This window comes from Micromonospora alfalfae, from assembly GCF_022230925.1.
In the GTDB taxonomy this organism is placed as follows: Bacteria; Actinomycetota; Actinomycetes; order Mycobacteriales; family Micromonosporaceae; genus Micromonospora; species Micromonospora alfalfae.
This window is the reverse complement of sequence record NZ_JAKKFH010000063.1, coordinates 98,769-114,399: the sequence shown is the minus strand read 5'-3', so window position 1 is coordinate 114,399 and position 15,631 is coordinate 98,769. Positions and strand designations below refer to the sequence as shown.

Genomic DNA, 15,631 nt, shown 5'->3' with positions numbered 1-15,631 from the left:
CAGCCATGCCCGTATCGGGTGGGTCCGTCGTACGGCGGACCGGACGGATCCTCACCGGCATCGGCGCACTGGCAGTGCTTCTGGCGCTGCTGGTCGGCGCGCCGATCGCGCTGCTCGCCTTCGCGGGTAACCCGCTGCCCGATCACCTCCCCACGATCAGCGAGGTGGGCACCGCGCTGACCAGCCGGGACGACGGTCAGCTCTTTTTGCGGGCGTTGGCGGTGGCCGGTTGGTTCGGCTGGGCCACGTTCGCCTTCTCCGTCCTCGTCGAACTGGGCGCACAGACCCTGCGCCGGCCGGCACCGAAGCTGCCCGGGATGGGCCGCCAGCAGAAGGCCGCCGCCGCGCTGCTCGGCTCGATCGCGCTGATCCTGGTCGCCAGCCCGGCCGCCGCCAGCGCCGCGGCGGTCTACGGAACTCCGGTGTACGCGAGTCCGAGCACAACGGCCCCCACCACAGTGGCCGCGCCGCCCCGAGCCGCGACGACGCCGGACACGGCCGCGCCGGTGTACCGGGTGGCGCGGGGCGACTACCTCGGGGAGGTGGCCGAGCGGTACCTGGACGAGTTCAGCGACTACCGACAGCTCGCCAAGCTGAACAAGCTCGACGACCCGGACCGGATCCGCCCCGGCCAACTGCTCCGACTGCCCACGGAGGCCGCCGACCAGGGCGCTCGGCAGCATGCCACCGGTCGGATCGTCGACCGGCCCGCAGCGCCCAAGCCGCCCGCGCCCCGGCCGGCGCCCGAGCGGGCCGCACCGCCGCGGGTGGCACCGGCACCACCCAGCGGTACGGAGTCAGCGGGCCAACCACCAGCCATGACGGTCGGCGCAGCCCGGGTCAGCGCCGCCGATCGGGTGAACCGCCCGCTGGCTGTCTCCGCCGTACTGGCGGTGGCGAGCATCGTCGGCGCCCAGATCGGCGCAGTCCTGGGGCTGCGCCGCCGTCCAGCCACCGCCGGGGCGGCTCCCCGACTGGCCGCGTCCTCCCGCACATCCCGGGGCGGCGCGGGCCAGCGGGGCAGTCGTGGGGCGGCCGGAAGCGGTGCCGCCTGGGCTGCCAGCCGGGCGGCTGCGGCCATCGAAGCCCCGGCGGCGCGGCAAGGCGGCGCGGCACCGAGCGAGAACGGCTTTGGACCTCGCGGCGGCCGGATGACACCTACTGGCGGTGCTGTCGCACCTACTGGCGGTGCTGTCGCACCTACCGGCGGTGCTGTGCCGCCTGCCGGCAGCGGAATGGCGTTTCCCGGCAGCACGGCCTTTCCCGGCAGCGGGATGGCTCTCTCCGGCGGCACGGCACCCCACGGCGGCGGACTGACGGCCACCGGCGCTGAGGGCTGGAGTGACGAGGGCTGGGCCGGTGCTGGTGACGAGGTCGGGCTGTTCGGCGGCGGGCACGGCCTGGACTCCGTGCCCGACGGTCCGCCGGTCGGCCGACACCGACGCACCTGAGCGGTAGGGCAAGTGCGTCCGGGGCGAGGTGCCCGGAGAGCGTGATGCCGCTGAGGCATCTGATGACTCAGCGGCATCATCGTCATGGGCAACATTGCCCCGGAGGAGGGAGAGGGTCAGGGCAGGCGGGTCTGGAGTACGCCGTTCTGGATCCGGGTGGGCAGGATCTGCTGGTCGTTGCCGGACGGCCCCTGCACGACCTCGCCGCCGTTGAGCCGGAAGGCGCTGCCGTGCCACGGGCAGACCACGCAGGCGTGGCCGTCGATCTCCTGCACCTCACCCTCGCCGAGGGGCCCGCTCTGGTGCGGGCAGCGCTCCAACATCACGGTCACCTCGTCACCGTGCCGGTAGAGGATCACCGAGATGTCGTCGTCCACCTCTCGGGTGATCAGGGTGCGTTGCGGCAGCGTCGCCATGTCGGCTAGCGAGTGCCAGCCATCGGTCATCCGGTGCAGCTCGGAAACGCTCTGGTTGACCTGCGCCCCCTGCTTGTACGCCAGGTGACCCCCGATGTACGCGCCGAGGCTCACCGTGGAGAGCCCGAGGAAGCCGAGGGCGCGACCCATTCCGTGCCGGCCGGACAGCCGGGCGGCCAACGAGCCGGCGTAGAGCGTCATGCCGACGGTGTTGGCGGCGGCGTGCACCAGGCCGACCCGGCGCTGGTCGCGGGCGAGTGCCGCCCAGTCGTTCAGACCGGCGATCGCCGCAGGCAGCGCGCTGACGGTGCCCAGACCGACCAGCACGGTGGCGGGCCGGCGCTGCCCGGGCATGAGGTCCAGCACCGCGGCGCTGATCCACGCGCCGACCGGCACCTGCACCATCGCCGGGTGCAGCGGATGCCCGAGGGTCACCCCGTGCAGCAGGTCACGCAGCCGGCGTGGACGCAGCGTCCCCAGGACGACCTTCTGCAACCGGTCACCCGCGCGGTCCAGCCGGGAGTCCTGCTCAACTTTCGTCAAAAGTGCTCGCACGCGTACCGACTTCCCGGCGTTCGCCGTCCCAAACCGGTCGTCGACGACAAACCTGCCGCACCACCCACGCCGCCGATCTTGCAGTTTCTGCTCACATAATCCGGGGCACAAGCCGCGAACCGGCAACCACAAGTGCAAGATCGACGGGGATTGTGGGGGTGGGGCCTGGCCGGCATGCTGGCGGGATGGGTGTGCGGGTGGAGCGGGTTGGGGCGGTCACCACAGTTGTGCTGGATCGGGTGGACGCGCGGAACGCCGTGGACGGTCCTACGGCTCGGGCGCTGGCGGACGCGTTTCGGGCCTTCGACGCCGACCCGGATGCGGCGGTGGCCGTGCTCTGGGGCGCGGGTGGGACATTCTGCGCCGGCGCCGACCTCAAGGCGATCGGCACACCGAGCGGCAACCGGGTCGAGCCGGAGGGGGACGGTCCGATGGGTCCGACCCGGATGACGCTCAGCAAGCCCGTGATCGCGGCGATCTCCGGGTACGCGGTGGCGGGCGGGCTCGAACTGGCGCTCTGGTGTGACCTGCGGGTCGCCGAGTCCGACGCGACACTCGGGGTGTTCTGCCGCCGCTGGGGAGTGCCGCTGATCGACGGTGGGACCGTCCGGCTGCCCCGGTTGATCGGCGAGAGCCGGGCCATGGACCTGATCCTCACCGGCCGCCCGGTGCCGGCCGACGAGGCGTACACGATGGGGTTGGTCAATCGGTTGGTGCCACCTGGCCAGGCGCGGGCCGCAGCCGAGGAGTTGGCGGCGGCGATCGCCCGGCATCCGCAGACCTGCCTGCGCAACGACCGGGCGGCGCTGCTGGCCGGCGCGGGACGGCCCGAGCCGGAGGCGCTGGCGGCCGAGTTGGCGTACGGGATGGACTCGCTGGCCACGGACGCGGCTGCCGGCGCGGCCCGGTTCGCCGCAGGCGAGGGCCGACACGGCGCGACGCCGCCGGGAGGGGTGCACCCCCCGGCGGCGTCGGCTACCGGCCAGCTCAGTTGCGGTTGATGGTGAAGGTTGTCGTGGGGTTCTGGATGTCCACAGCGTTGTTGCTCAACCGGAGGTTGTTGAAGGTGACGGACCCGACGGCCGGCCCCTGCCCGGACTCCGGCATCGGGTTCGCCCAGATGGCGAAGCCGGACTTCGCGTCGTAGGCGTCCCCGCTCTTGCGGGCACCGCTGATCGAGACGTTCGTGAAGACCGTGTCGGTGATCGGGTTCTGCGGCTGCCCACCGACGTAGTTGGTCTGGAACATGATGCCGCTGTAGGTCGGATCGATGATGTCGACATCGCTGACCCGGATGCCCTGGAACACCTTCGAGGCGGAGAAGACCCAGATCGCCGGGAAGGTCTGCCCACCCCAGAAGTGACCACCGGCCCGCACGATCGAGATGTTCTCGAACCGGGTCGGCGGGTTGGCGCCGAAGCCGTTCATCGGGTAGCCGAAGTCGAGCGAGCTGATGGTGATGCCCGAGTAGACCAGGGTGTCCGCGATGTAGATGTTGCGGAACGTGTTGCCGTAGCCGCCGTACACGGCGACACCGGCGGCCCGCCAGGTAAGGGTCGAGGTCAGGTTCTCGTAGATGTTGTCCTTCATGTCGGCGCCGCCCGCGTCGATGGCCGAGAACAGCGCGAAGCTGTCGTCACCGGTGGCCCGGGCGTCGTTGTTGCTGACCAGGTTGTTGGTGCTCCCGTTCGTCATGTTGATGCCGTCGGCGAACATGTTCCGGATCCGGGAGTTCTTGATCGTCATGTAGTCGGTGTTCGCGCCCCAGTAGAGGCACACCATGTGCTCGTTCCAGATGTTGTCGATCACGATGTTCGACACGTTGGCGAAGTCGAACACCTTGCCCGGACCGTCGATCCGCGAGGTGTAGTTGCCGAAGTAGGCGAAGTTCTTGAAGGAGGAGTTCGCCGCCGAGTTCTCAGCCCGGAAGCCGATGTCGGTGTTGTCCTGACCCGACGGGGCGTTGAACCGGGTGTACCAGGGACCGGCGCCGGTCACCTGGACGGCCTTGCCGTACACCTGGAACTTCGACGAGGTGGAGTAGTTACCGGCCGGCAGGTACACCCCGATCAGGTTGCCGGTGGTGTCCATCCGCACCCGGTCCAGGGCGTTCTGCACGTCCTGGTGGGTGAAGCCGGTCGGCGTGGTGTAGCGCGCCGGGTCCGGGTTGGCGATCGGCGCCACCTGCTCGGTGTTGATGAAGTCGATGGCGTACGTGGTGGTGTTGGCCGGGTCCTTCTGCAGACGGATCTTGCTGCCGGCCGGGACCGTGGAGTTGAGCATGACGTTGGCTTCGTCGTAGATGTGCCGCGGTCCGCCCGCGCTCGGCGAGTTGCCCGGGCTGGCCTCGTTGCCGTAGAGCCAGGCGTACCGGGACGTCAGGTCGATGGCCTTGTGGAAGGTGCCGTTGACGTAGACGTTGATTGTCGAGTTGATCCCACCGCCGCCCGGTGCGTCCGGGATGGAGAAGCGGGTGACCAGCGTGTTGGTGCTGGCCCGGGTGGTGAACTCGACATAGCTGCCCGTCGAGTTGAGGGTCACCGCCCGCCGACCGGACGCCTCGCCGGCCAGGTCGCCGATCTCCCGGTTCGGTCCGACGACGCTGGCGCCGCCGCCGATCACGCCGTCCTCGGCCTCGTACATGTCGTACGGCATGTTGGCGCCGCGACCGACGAAGAGGGGCCGGTCACTGGTGTTGTTGGCCTGCTTCACCGGCAGCTCGTTGCCGTCCACGGCGAGCACCACCCGGACGGTGTACTTGCCGTTCGCGGCGGTCCAGGTGCCCAGGCTGATCGGGCCGACAGTGGCGCCTGCGTTGATCACGCCGGAGTACGAGCCGGTCAGGGTACGGACCGCGGTGCCGGACTCGTTGAGCACTGTCAGGGTGATGCCGTGCGCACCGGACGCGGAAGCCTGGTTGCCGGCGTTGCGGATGGACACGGAGAAGGTCACCGTGTTGCCCGCCGACGGGTTCCCCGGCGACCAGGCGACCGCCGAGGCGACCAGGTCGGAGCTGGCGACCGCGGCGACTACCAGCGGGCTGGGGTTGGTGTAGCTGTTGTTTGTGTCGTCCTGCTCGACGACGGTGTTCGACTCGTCGACCTTGGCGCTGAGCGGGTAGCTGCCCGAGTCCCGGGTGCCGATGCTGGCGCTGACGGTGGTCGAGGCACCGGCCGCGAGACCGCCGACCGAAGCCGTGCCCACCCGGGTGGAGCCCAGGTAGAAGTTGACGTTCGTCGCGCCAGAAGCCGCCGAGCCCGCGTTACGCACCGTCGCGGAGAGCGTGATGGTGCTGGTCTCCACCGGTGCGGACGGGCTGAAGGACATGCCGGTGACGGTCAGGTCCGGGTTCGGCGCCGGAGTTCCGAAGACCTGGAACTCGGCCACCTGACCGGCCGGAGCACCGGTGTTCGAGGCGATCGAGAGCCGTACGTCGGCCGCCGCGCCGGAGACCGGGATGGTCACCGTGTTGCCGCTGTTCGGGTTGAAGCTGTAGTTCGCCGCGCCGACCAGCGTGGTGAAGCTCGACGAGCCCTGGTCCCGGCCGAGCACCGTGATGTTCTGGGTACGCGCACCCCACGCCGAGTCCGGGTTGAGCTTCACGACGACCTGGCTGAGGCTGGCGTTCGCGCCGAGCTGCACTGTCAGGGTGCTCGGGTTGCCGTTGCCCTCCCAGTAGGTGGCCACGTTGTTGTCGTTGGCGTTGGTGGCCACGAACGTGTGCACGAACCCGGAGGCGCTGATCGGCTTGCCGATCGCCAGGTTGGAACCGGTCGGCGGGTTGCCGGTGCCGGTCCGGGTCACCGTGTTGCTGTTCGCCGACTGGTTGCCGGCCGCGTCCTTGGCCCGCACGTAGTACGAGACCGTGGCGCTGTCCGCCTGGCTGTCGGTGTAGGTGAGCGTCGAGCCGTTGACGCTGCCCCGCAGCGCGCCGTTGGCGTAGACGTCGTAGCCGGTCACCCCGACGTTGTCGGTGGACGCCGACCAGGTGAGCCGGATCTGTCCGCTGGCCGGCTGGGTGTAGGCCAGGTTGCCCGGCACGCTGGGTGCCTGGGTGTCGGTGCTGCCGGTGGCGCCGTACACCTCGACCTCGGAGAGCTGCGCGGCCGGCCAACCGGTGTTGCCGGTGACCTGCACGCGTACGTAGCGGGTGCTGGCGGCGGTGAAGCTGACGGTCGCGGTGTTGCCGCTGCTCGGGTTGAAGGTGTAGCCGGCGGACGCCTTCAGGGTGGTGAAGGACGAGCCGTTGGTCGAACCCAACACCGACAGCGTCTGCGTACGGGTCTGCCAGTCCGCCGCGGGTGGCAGCTTGAGCACCACCCGGTCCACGCTGACAGTGGCGCCCAGGTCCGCCTGGATCCACTGCGGGAACGCGTTGTTGGCGCTCTCCCAGTAGGTCGACGCGTTGCCGTCGTTGGCGTTGCCCGCCACGTAGTTCTGGTTGTAGCTGCTGGCGGTCATGGTGGCGGAGAGCCCGGCGAGCATCGCCGCGCGGGAGGCGACTGCGGACGTGTCGGCCGCCGGTGCCGCGCTCGCCATGGGGGTGACGACCGGGGCGGTGGCGAGGAGCATCCCGGCGAGCGCGCCGGCGAGCATGCGACGGCGGCCCGTGCGGGCGGTGCGGGGGACGGTGGTGGGCGCGCCGGTTTGCGGCGTGCCTCGTCTGGTGCCGGTCCTGGACATGGGGTCGCTACACCTCTTTCGGGGGTGGGTGTGGGTGCGTTGCCCGGTGACGGGTGCACTGGTACGCCCGTCGTTCCGCGACAGGTGGGGGACGGTGCGGGTTGGGGACGGGGTCGGACGGCCGGCGCGGCACTGCGCCGGGGGTGCCCCCGCCCGGTCCGGGCGGGGGCACCCGACCTAGCTGGAGTAGACCTCGAACTCGCTGAGCTGGCCGGCCGGCCAGCCGCTGTTGCCGGTGACTGTCAGCCGCAGGTACCGCTGGGTGGTCGCCGTGAAGGTCACTGTGACCGTGTTGCCGCTGGCCGGGTTGAAGCTGTAGCCGGCCGACGCTTTCAGGGTGCTGAACGTCGAGCCGTTGGTGGAGCCGAGCACCGCCAGCGTCTGCGTACGCGTCTGCCAGGCCGACGAGGGCGGGAGCTTCAGCACGACCCGGGACACCGACCGGTCAGCGCCCAGGTCCACTGTCAACGACTGCGGGAAGGCGTTGTTGGCGCTCTCCCAGTAGGTGTTCGCGTTGCCGTCCACCGCGTTGGGGGCGGCGTACACGTCGGAGTGGCTGGTCTCGGTGATCGACCGTCCGGCCGCCAGGTTGCCGCTGGGGGGCGGGGTGGTCGGCGGTGGCGTGGTCGGGGGCGGGGTGGTCGGTGGTGGCGTCGTCTGGGTGCCGCCGTACACCTCGACCTCGGAGAGTTGCGCTGCCGGCCAGCCGGTGTTGCCGGTGACGGTGACCCGGATGTAGCGACGGTCACCGGAGGGCAGCCCGATCGACACCGTGTTGCCCGCGCCGGGGGCGAAGACCCTACCGGCGGACGACGCCAGAGTGGTGTACGACGACCCGTCGGTGGAACCGAGCACCGACAGGGTCTGGGTGCGTTGCTCCCAACCGCCGGGCAGTTTGAGCGCCACCCGGTCGACCGACCGGGACGCACCCAGGTCGATGGTGACCGACTGGGGGAAGGCGTTGTTGGCGCTCTCCCAGTACGTCGACGCGTTGCCGTCCACCACGTTGGCGGCCGTGTAGCTCTGGTTGGTGCTGGTCGCCGTCGTGGACCGGCCCAGTGCCAGGTTGCCGCTGGTCGGGGGCGGGGTGGTGGGAGGCGGGGTGGTCGGCGGCGGTGTGGTGGGAGGCGGTGTGGTGGGCGGCGGCGAGGTGGGTCCACCGCCCCACTGGGGGTTCGGCCACGGGCCGCAGTACGGGGTCGGGGTGTACCAGCCGGAGTTGCCGGAACCCTGGGTGATCTGGAAGCCGGCACCCACGCAGTTGTGCATCGGGTTGCTCTGCGCGATGTTCGTGGCCCGCACGTTGGTGAACGACACCTGGCTGTTCGCCTGCACCTGGAGCGCGTACGTGCCGGCGCCGTCGATCCGTACGTTGTTGAGGTTGATCCCGTTGGTCTGGCCCTCGATCCAGTGCAGCGCCGCGTACGAGCTGTCCAGGATGTCGGTGTCGGTGATGTTGATGGTGGGGTTCTGGAACGCCTCGTTGAGCGCGGAGAACCAGATCGCCCCGACACCGAAGTTCCAGTTGTAGTCCGAGTTGCCGTTACGGATCAACGTGTTCCGGGCGATCGTCCAGGTGCCCTGGACTCCGGTGGCGCCCTGCACGCCCGGGTAGCGGTTAGCGACGTGGATGCCGCCGCCGTTGGTCAGCGAGTCGGCAGTCACGTTGTCGGTGATCTTGATGTCCCGACCGCCGTAGCTGACCAGGTGGTTCGCCAGCAGTGTCACCCCGATGGTGTTGTGGGTGAAGGAGTTGTTGACGTTCGGCACGCTCTGCGCCCACATCGCCAACGCGTCGTCGCCGGTGTTGCGGACGAACGTGTTCGTCACCGTCGAGTTGGTCACCCCGGTGTGGAAGTTCACCCCGTCCGCTGTCTGGTCCAGGATGCGGCTGTTGCGGATGGTGAAGTTGTCCATCGGGCCGTCCATCCACGCCCCGACCTTGGTGTTCTCCAGCCAGAGGTTGTCCACCACCGAGTTGGTCATCGCCCCGCCCAAGGCGTTCACCTGGTCGTCGTCGACCCGCTCGCGGATGTCGCCGATGATGGCGAAGTCCCGCAGCGTGACGTTGCGGCTGGGCCCGTTCGCCTCGTGTGGGCGGACCGGGCCGGTGTAGCCGCCACCGGGGACGTACTTGCCGTAGATGCCGACGGACCTGTTCCGCTCGGTGGGGTGCCGGCCGCCGAGCACCGAATACCAGGGGCCCGCGCCGCGCAGAGTCACCCCGTCGACCACCACGTGGTCCCAGAGGGTGAAGGTGCCGGTCGGGATCCAGACCGCCCGGCCCTGGGCCTTGCCGGCGTCGACCGCCGCCTGGAACTTCGCCGTCGAGTCGGTCGCGCCGCTCGGGTCGGCGCCGAAGTCGGTGACCACGTCGAGCACACCGGAGGGCTTCGTGATCGCCGGGGAGACCAGCTCGAAGTCGGCCAGGTCGATGGTGAACGTGGGCGACTGCGCGGTCGAGGAGACCTGGAGCCGGATCTTCGTGCCGGCCGGCTGGGTGCTGCCGAACAGCGCCCGGGTCTCGTCGTAGAAGTGGTGCGGGTTGGTGTCACCCGGGTTGTTGTTGAACGGGTATCCGCCGTAGTACCAGCCGTACCTCGACGTCACCGGGACCGCCTTCAGCAGCGCCCCGTTGGCCCGCAGGTCGATGGCGGCGTCCCGACCGGTGCCGGCCGGGCTGTCCGGCAGGCTGTAGCGGAAGGTCACCGCGTTGGCCGGGGCGGTGAGGGTGAACTCGACGTACTCGCCGACGGCGTCGAGGGTGACCGCCTCCCGGCCCGACGCCTCGGACGGCAGCGTGCCGTAACGCCGATCCGGGCCGATCTTCGTGCCGTTGTGGGCGGTCTCCTCCGCCTCCTGCTCGACGAACGGAACTGTCGCGCCCCGGTTGGGGATGTCGAAGGGGGACAACCCCGCCGCCGAGGCCGGGGTCGCGGTGCCGGTGACAGCGAGGGCGGTGACCGATGTGGCGGCGAGCACTGTGGCGGCGATGGCGGCCAACAGCGCCCGGGTCGGGTGTCGAAGGTGGTGCGGGGTGCCGGTGGTGTGGTTGGCCATGAGCTGCGCTCTCCCTTTCGTCAGGCAGGCCAGATCCCCCCGTGTCGGTGCGGTGTCGCGCGTCCCCCCTCGGTTCTCCCTTCTTGGTGGCGTGGTGCCGGCGGCCGGGACGGGCCGCCGGCACCACGGCGGGCAGAGTCAGGTCAGGCCGGGCCGTCCGCCCCGCGCGGCCCGTCGGTGACTTCAGCGGTACGCAGCCAGACCGCTGTGTCGGACGGCAGCAACCCGTCGTCGAGCGGCCCGCTGGCCAGCAGCAACTCCCCCTGAGCTGGCATCGTCACCGGCGCGGCGGACAGGTTGACCAGGCAGGTGAAGCCACCCCCGCCGCGGCTGAACGCCAGCACCCCGTCCGGGGCGGGCAACCAGGTCAGCTCACCGTCACCGAGCGCCGGGTCGGCCCTTCGGGCCTGGATCGCCGCCCGGTACAGCTCCAGCATCGAGGCCGAGTCGCCGGTCTGCGCGCTGGCCGTCCGGTCCTTCCAGTCGGCCGGCTGCGGCAGCCAGGGCGCTGCGGCACCAGTGGGACTGAACTCGAACGGCGGTTCGTCCCCGGCCCACGGCAGCGGTACGCGGCAGCCGTCCCGACCGGGGTCGATCCGGCCGGACCGCTCCCACATCGGGTCCTGTCGCATCGCGTACGGGATGTCCTCGACCTCGTAGAGGCCCAGCTCCTCGCCCTGGTAGACGTAGGCGGCACCGGGCAGCGACAGTGAGAGCAGCGCGGCGGCGCGGGCCCGGCGGGTGCCCAACTCCAGGTCGGTGGGGATGCCCTCGCGTTTGGCGGCGAAGCTGAACCGGGTGTCCGCGCGACCGTAGCGGGTGACGTGCCGGGTGACGTCGTGGTTCGAGAGCACCCAGGTGGCCGGCGCGTTGACCGGTGCGTGCGCGCTCAGCGTCCCGTCGATGCTCTCCCGCAGCGCCGCGGCGTCCCACGCGCAGCCGAGGAAGTCGAAGTTGAACGCCGCGTGCAGCTCGTCCGGGCGCAGGTAGTTGGCGAACCGCTGCCGGTCCGGCAGCCACACCTCACCGATCAGCGCCCGGTCGGCGTACTCGTCGGCGACCCGACGCCAGCCCCGGTAGATGTCGTGTACCCCGTCGAGGTCGTGGAACGGGTGCGGCTGGTCCGGCTGCACCTCGGGCAGCGTCGCGTCCTTGACCAGGAGCCCGGCCGAGTCGATCCGGATGCCGTCCACCCCCCGGTCGAACCAGAACCGCAGGATGTCCTCGAACTCCTCCCGCACCCGGGGGTGGTCCCAGTTGAGGTCCGGCTGCTGCGGGGCGAACAGGTGCAGGTACCAGTCGCCGGGGGTGCCGTCCGGGTTGGTGGTGCGCGTCCAGGTCGGCCCGCCGAACTCGCCGATCCAGTCGGTGGGCCGCTCGTCGCCGTTGGGGCCTCGGCCGGGCCGGAACCAGAACAGGTCCCGTTCGGGCGCGTCGGGCCCGCCGGCGAGGGCGGCCTGGAACCAGGGGTGCGCGTCGGAGCAGTGGTTGGGCACCACGTCGACGATGGTCCGGATGCCCAGCTCGTGCGCCTCGGCGATCAGCGCCTCCGCGTCGGCCAGCGTGCCGAAGACCGGGTCGATGTCGCGGTAGTCGGAGACGTCGTAGCCGGCGTCCGCCATCGGGGACGGGTACCAGGGACTGAACCAGATCGCGTCGATGCCGAGCGCGGACAGGTGGTTCAGCCGGGACCGGATGCCGGCGATGTCGCCGATGCCGTCGCCGTTGCCGTCGGCGAAGCTCCGGGGATACACCTGGTAGATCACCGCTCCCCGCCACCACGGACTTCTGTCAGCTGTGGACACGAGCACCTGCTTTCTGCGTCAGTACGTCGGCGGACTCGCCGGACCTGGTCATGTGTCGGGCGAACTGTCGTTGTTCGCCGCGCGGACGGATGCGGTGGTGGTCAGCCCTTGATGCTGCCCGTGGTCAGACCGGACATGATGTTCCGTTGGAAGATCAGGAAGATGATGACTGTCGGGATCGCGGCGATGACCGACGCGGCGATCACCACGTTCATCGGTGTGCCACCGGCGAAGGCGTAGATGCCGACGCTCACCGTCCGGGTCTCGGGCGAGGGCATGACCAGCTTCGGCCAGAGGAAGTCCTTCCAGACCGCCGTCACCGCGAAGATCGACACTACGCCGAGGATGGGACGCGACAGCGGCAGGATGATCGACCAGAGCGTCCGCAGCGACGTCGCCCCGTCCATCAGGGCCGCCGCCATCAACTCCTCCGGAATCGAGTCGAAGAACCGCTTCAGCAGGAAGATGTTGAACGCGTTGGCGACCAGGGGCAGCCAGATGGCGAACGGTGAGTCCAGCAGGTTGATGTGCACGATCGGCAGGTCGATCACCGTCACGTACTGCGGAACGATGAGGACCATCGCCGGGATCATCAGCGTCCCCAGCATCAGGGCGAGGATCACGTTGCCGAAGATCGGTCGGAGCTTGGACAGCGAGTACGCGGCTGCGGTGTCGAAGACCAGTTGGAACAGCACCGCGCCGACCGCGTAGTAGAAGGTGTTGAAGAGCAGCTTGGCGAGGGCCAGGTTGTTCCACGCGTCGATGTAGTTCTGCGGCTGTGGGTCCTTCGGGAACAGCGACGGCGGGGTCTGCGCGATCTCCTGGCCGGACTTGAGCGCCCCGGTGACCATCCAGTAGAGCGGGCCAAGGAAGACCAGCGTGAACCCCGCCACCACGACGACCAGCAGCGTCCAGTAGATGACCTTGCCGCGCCCCCGGCTCAGCTGGGAGTGGGAGATGAGGGTCCGGGTTCCGGAATCCTGTGCCATTCCTCGCCGTCCTAGTCCTGTTTCGCAGTCAGCCGCACGTACACGGCGGAGAAGCCGGCCAGCACCACGAGCATGATCACGCCCAGCGCGGCGGCGCCGTTGAGGTCGTTCTGGAAGAACCCGTGCTGATAGATGAGGTACGCCACCGAGGTCGCCGAGTCCTCAGCGCCCGCGCCGTTGGCGAGGATCAGTGGCTCGATGAAGAGCTGCATGGTGGCGACGATCTGGAGCATCGCCAGGAGCGCGAGGATCAACCGGGTCTGCGGGATCGTCACGTGCACGATCCGGCGCCAGATCCCGGCGCCGTCCAGCTCGGCGGCCTCGTAGAGCTCACCGGGGATGTTCTGCAACGACGCCAGGTAGATGAGCACCGCGCCGCCCATGTTCATCCAGGTCGACGCGACCACCATGGCCGGCATCGTCATCTCCGGCGACTGCATCCACTGCGAGGTGGGCAGGTGCAGCGCCTTGAGGATCGCGTTGAACAGCCCTGCCTCGCTCGGGTCGTACGCGTAGAACTTGAAGAGGAACAGCGCCGAGGCCGGCGGCAGCATCACCGGCAGGTAGACCAGGATCCGCAGGTACCCCTTGGCGTGACGGAACTCGTTGAGCAGGATCGCCACGAAGAACGGCACCACGTACCCGAGGACCAGCGCCAGGACCGTGAAGTAGAAGGTGTTCTGCCAGGCCGTCCAGAAGCTGGGGTCGGCGATGATGCGGGAGTAGTTGTCCCAGCCCACCCAGGTGGTCTCGCCGCGCCGGGTGCGCTGGAAGCTCATCACGATGCCGCGGATCATCGGGTACCAGGAGAAGACGACGAAGCAGAGCACCGCCCCGATCAGGAACGCGTGACCGGTGAGGTTGTCCCGTACCTTGCGGCCGAGGCTGGTGCGCTGCGGCCTCGCCGAGTACGGCGACGGCGGGCGGCCCGGTTTCCTGGGGGTCTCCGGGACGGTGGTGATCGCCAAGGCAACTCCTGGGTGAGTCGGTGACGTCGAGATGTGGTGCAGGTGGCGTGGGGGTCGGGTCGGCGTCCCGACCCCCACACGATCGGTCAGCTCTCGGCGGCGAGGAGCTGGTTGACCTTCTCCTCGGCGGTCTTGAGCAGCGCGTCGATGTTCGAGTTCGGGTTGGTCAGCACACCCGACATCGCCGCGTCGAGCACCGCGTAGACCGCCTGGGCGTTGCGCGGCTCACCCTTGATCGGGACCGGGGTCGCCTCGAAGAGCGCGAAGTTCGTAGTGTCGACGTTCGCGTTCGCCTTGCGCAGCTCCAACTCCTGCTTCTGCGCGTCACTGCCGTTGGCGAAGAGCAGCGGCTGGGGCAGACCGACCGGGTAGTTCTGCGGCTTGGCCCGGACGTAGTCGAACTGGCCCTTACCCGGGGTGAGTTTCTGGTACGCGATCCACTTCAGGCCGGCCTTGACCTGCTCGGGGGTGAGGTCCTTCTTGAAGAAGTAGCCCTCGCCACCACCGAGCGTGCCCTTCGCCGCGCCGTCCTGGCCGGGCAGCGGAGCCATCGCCCAGTCCTGGAACTTGCCCTGGAACTGGCTGACGATCGCCTGGGTGGCGTCCGGCGCGCCGATGAACATGCCGACCTTGCCCGCGCCGGCGTTCGTCAGCAGGTCACCCCACTGGAGCAGCTGACGGGCGCCCATGCTGTTGTCGCCGTACCGCATGTCCTTGAGGTTCTGCAGGACCTGCTTGCCCATTGGGTTGTTGAAGTCGGCCTTCTTGCCGTCCTCGGTGAGCACCCGGCCACCCTGCGAGTAGAGCAGGGAGGTGAAGTGCCAGCCGCCGGTGTTTCCGGCGCTGTACTCCGAGTAGCCGGCGATGCCGTTGCCGAGCGCGGAGATCTTCTTGGCGGCGGTCCGAACGTCGGCCCAGGTCTTCGGCGGGTTGTTCACGTCCAGCCCGGCCTGCTGGAACAGCACCTTGTTGTAGACCAGGCCCATCGAGTAGTTCTTCACCGGAACGGCGTAGAGCTTGCCTCCGTCGGTGAAGACCTCCTTGAGCGCCGGGTCGACGCTCTCCCAGGTCGGGATCGCGTCCTTGTTGACGTGCTGGCTGATGTCCATCGCCTGACCGGAGTCGAGCACCTGCTGGAGATCGGTCATGTACCCGTAGAAGACGTCGGTAACGGTGCCACCGGCGAGGCGGGCGGTGAAGTCCGGCGGGTTGTTGCACTGCTCGCCGACGCTGACGCTCTTGATGGTGATGTCCGGGTTCTGCTTCTGGAACTCGGCGACGTCGTCGTTCCAGTTCTTCAACAGCTCTTTCTGGGCGCCGACCGGCTGGCAGTCGACAGTGATGGTGACCTTGCCAGCTGCGTTCGAGCCCTTGTCGTCACTCTTCGTGGAGCACGCCGTGAGGCTGAGCCCCAGGCCGGCCACGAGCGCAACCGCCGCAGCCTTTCGGTATTGCGGTACGGACATCTGTCCATCCCTTCGGGAACGGGTGTCTCCAATGACCTTCGCTGATCTGCGGTGATACGACCTGACGCCCAGTAGCTGCGTCGGAGCCAGGTGTGAGTGGAGTCACTGTAGCGAGGCCGACTCATTTCGGCAAGGTATCGACCCTGTGGCGAAAGGACACGACGTGATGACGATAGATGTTGGCAAGGTTCTGAAAGCGGCCCTGTTTGCCACTATTGATCCCTTATGGCCGATCATT

The 15,631-nt window shown here is 69.2% G+C and carries 8 protein-coding genes and 1 pseudogene; 2 read left to right on the top strand and 7 right to left on the bottom strand.

What is annotated here, in order from left to right; all coding sequences use genetic code 11:
• Positions 1–5: 5 nt before the first annotated feature.
• Positions 6–965: pseudogene (locus MED01_RS35085) on the top strand (LysM peptidoglycan-binding domain-containing protein); the annotation flags it as partial.
• 602 nt (positions 966–1,567) lie between these two features.
• Here MED01_RS35085 and MED01_RS35080 read toward each other — a convergent pair.
• Positions 1,568–2,422, bottom strand: a complete 855-nt coding sequence (locus MED01_RS35080) for a Rieske (2Fe-2S) protein (RefSeq protein ID WP_238672797.1) — start codon at positions 2,420–2,422, stop codon at positions 1,568–1,570.
• Positions 2,423–2,607: 185 nt separating this feature from the next.
• Here MED01_RS35080 and MED01_RS35075 point away from each other — a divergent pair, with 185 nt between their 5' ends.
• Complete coding sequence (locus MED01_RS35075) at positions 2,608–3,423, top strand: crotonase/enoyl-CoA hydratase family protein (RefSeq protein WP_238672796.1); 816 nt, start codon at positions 2,608–2,610, stop codon at positions 3,421–3,423.
• Here MED01_RS35075 and MED01_RS35070 read toward each other — a convergent pair.
• The 6 genes from MED01_RS35070 to MED01_RS35045 all read right to left on the bottom strand — a co-directional run bounded on the left by MED01_RS35070 (position 3,410) and on the right by MED01_RS35045 (position 15,393).
• Positions 3,410–7,105, bottom strand: coding sequence for a discoidin domain-containing protein (locus tag MED01_RS35070; RefSeq protein ID WP_238672795.1), 3,696 nt, complete (start codon positions 7,103–7,105; stop codon positions 3,410–3,412). The genes MED01_RS35075 and MED01_RS35070 overlap by 14 nt on opposite strands.
• Before the next feature lie 177 nt (positions 7,106–7,282).
• Positions 7,283–10,165 carry a galactose-binding domain-containing protein gene (locus tag MED01_RS35065; RefSeq protein ID WP_238672794.1) on the bottom strand — a complete coding sequence of 961 codons (2,883 nt, stop codon included), beginning with the start codon at positions 10,163–10,165 and terminating at the stop codon, positions 7,283–7,285.
• 143 nt (positions 10,166–10,308) lie between these two features.
• Positions 10,309–11,970, bottom strand: a complete 1,662-nt coding sequence (locus MED01_RS35060) for a glycoside hydrolase family 13 protein (protein ID WP_238672793.1) — start codon at positions 11,968–11,970, stop codon at positions 10,309–10,311.
• A gap of 101 nt (positions 11,971–12,071) precedes the next feature.
• Positions 12,072–12,959 (bottom strand): carbohydrate ABC transporter permease, encoded by an 888-nt coding sequence (locus MED01_RS35055; RefSeq protein ID WP_238672792.1) that lies wholly within the window; start codon positions 12,957–12,959, stop codon positions 12,072–12,074.
• 11 nt (positions 12,960–12,970) lie between these two features.
• Entirely contained in the window at positions 12,971–13,927 is a 957-nt protein-coding gene (locus tag MED01_RS35050; RefSeq protein WP_238672791.1) for a carbohydrate ABC transporter permease, read from the bottom strand.
• Positions 13,928–14,013: 86 nt separating this feature from the next.
• On the bottom strand, positions 14,014–15,393 hold the full coding sequence (locus MED01_RS35045; RefSeq protein WP_238672790.1) for an ABC transporter substrate-binding protein: 1,380 nt from the start codon (positions 15,391–15,393) through the stop codon (positions 14,014–14,016).
• Positions 15,394–15,631 lie beyond the last annotated feature (238 nt).

Bases quoted from the DNA above. Each gene is read 5' to 3' on its own strand.
- MED01_RS35075 (WP_238672796.1), top strand. From the start codon at position 2,608: ATGGGTGTGCGGGTGGAGCGGGTTGGGGCGGTCACCACAGTTGTGCTG.
- MED01_RS35070 (WP_238672795.1), bottom strand. From the start codon at position 7,105: ATGTCCAGGACCGGCACCAGACGAGGCACGCCGCAAACCGGCGCGCCC.
- MED01_RS35065 (WP_238672794.1), bottom strand. From the start codon at position 10,165: ATGGCCAACCACACCACCGGCACCCCGCACCACCTTCGACACCCGACC.
- MED01_RS35055 (WP_238672792.1), bottom strand. From the start codon at position 12,959: ATGGCACAGGATTCCGGAACCCGGACCCTCATCTCCCACTCCCAGCTG.
- MED01_RS35045 (WP_238672790.1), bottom strand. From the start codon at position 15,393: ATGTCCGTACCGCAATACCGAAAGGCTGCGGCGGTTGCGCTCGTGGCC.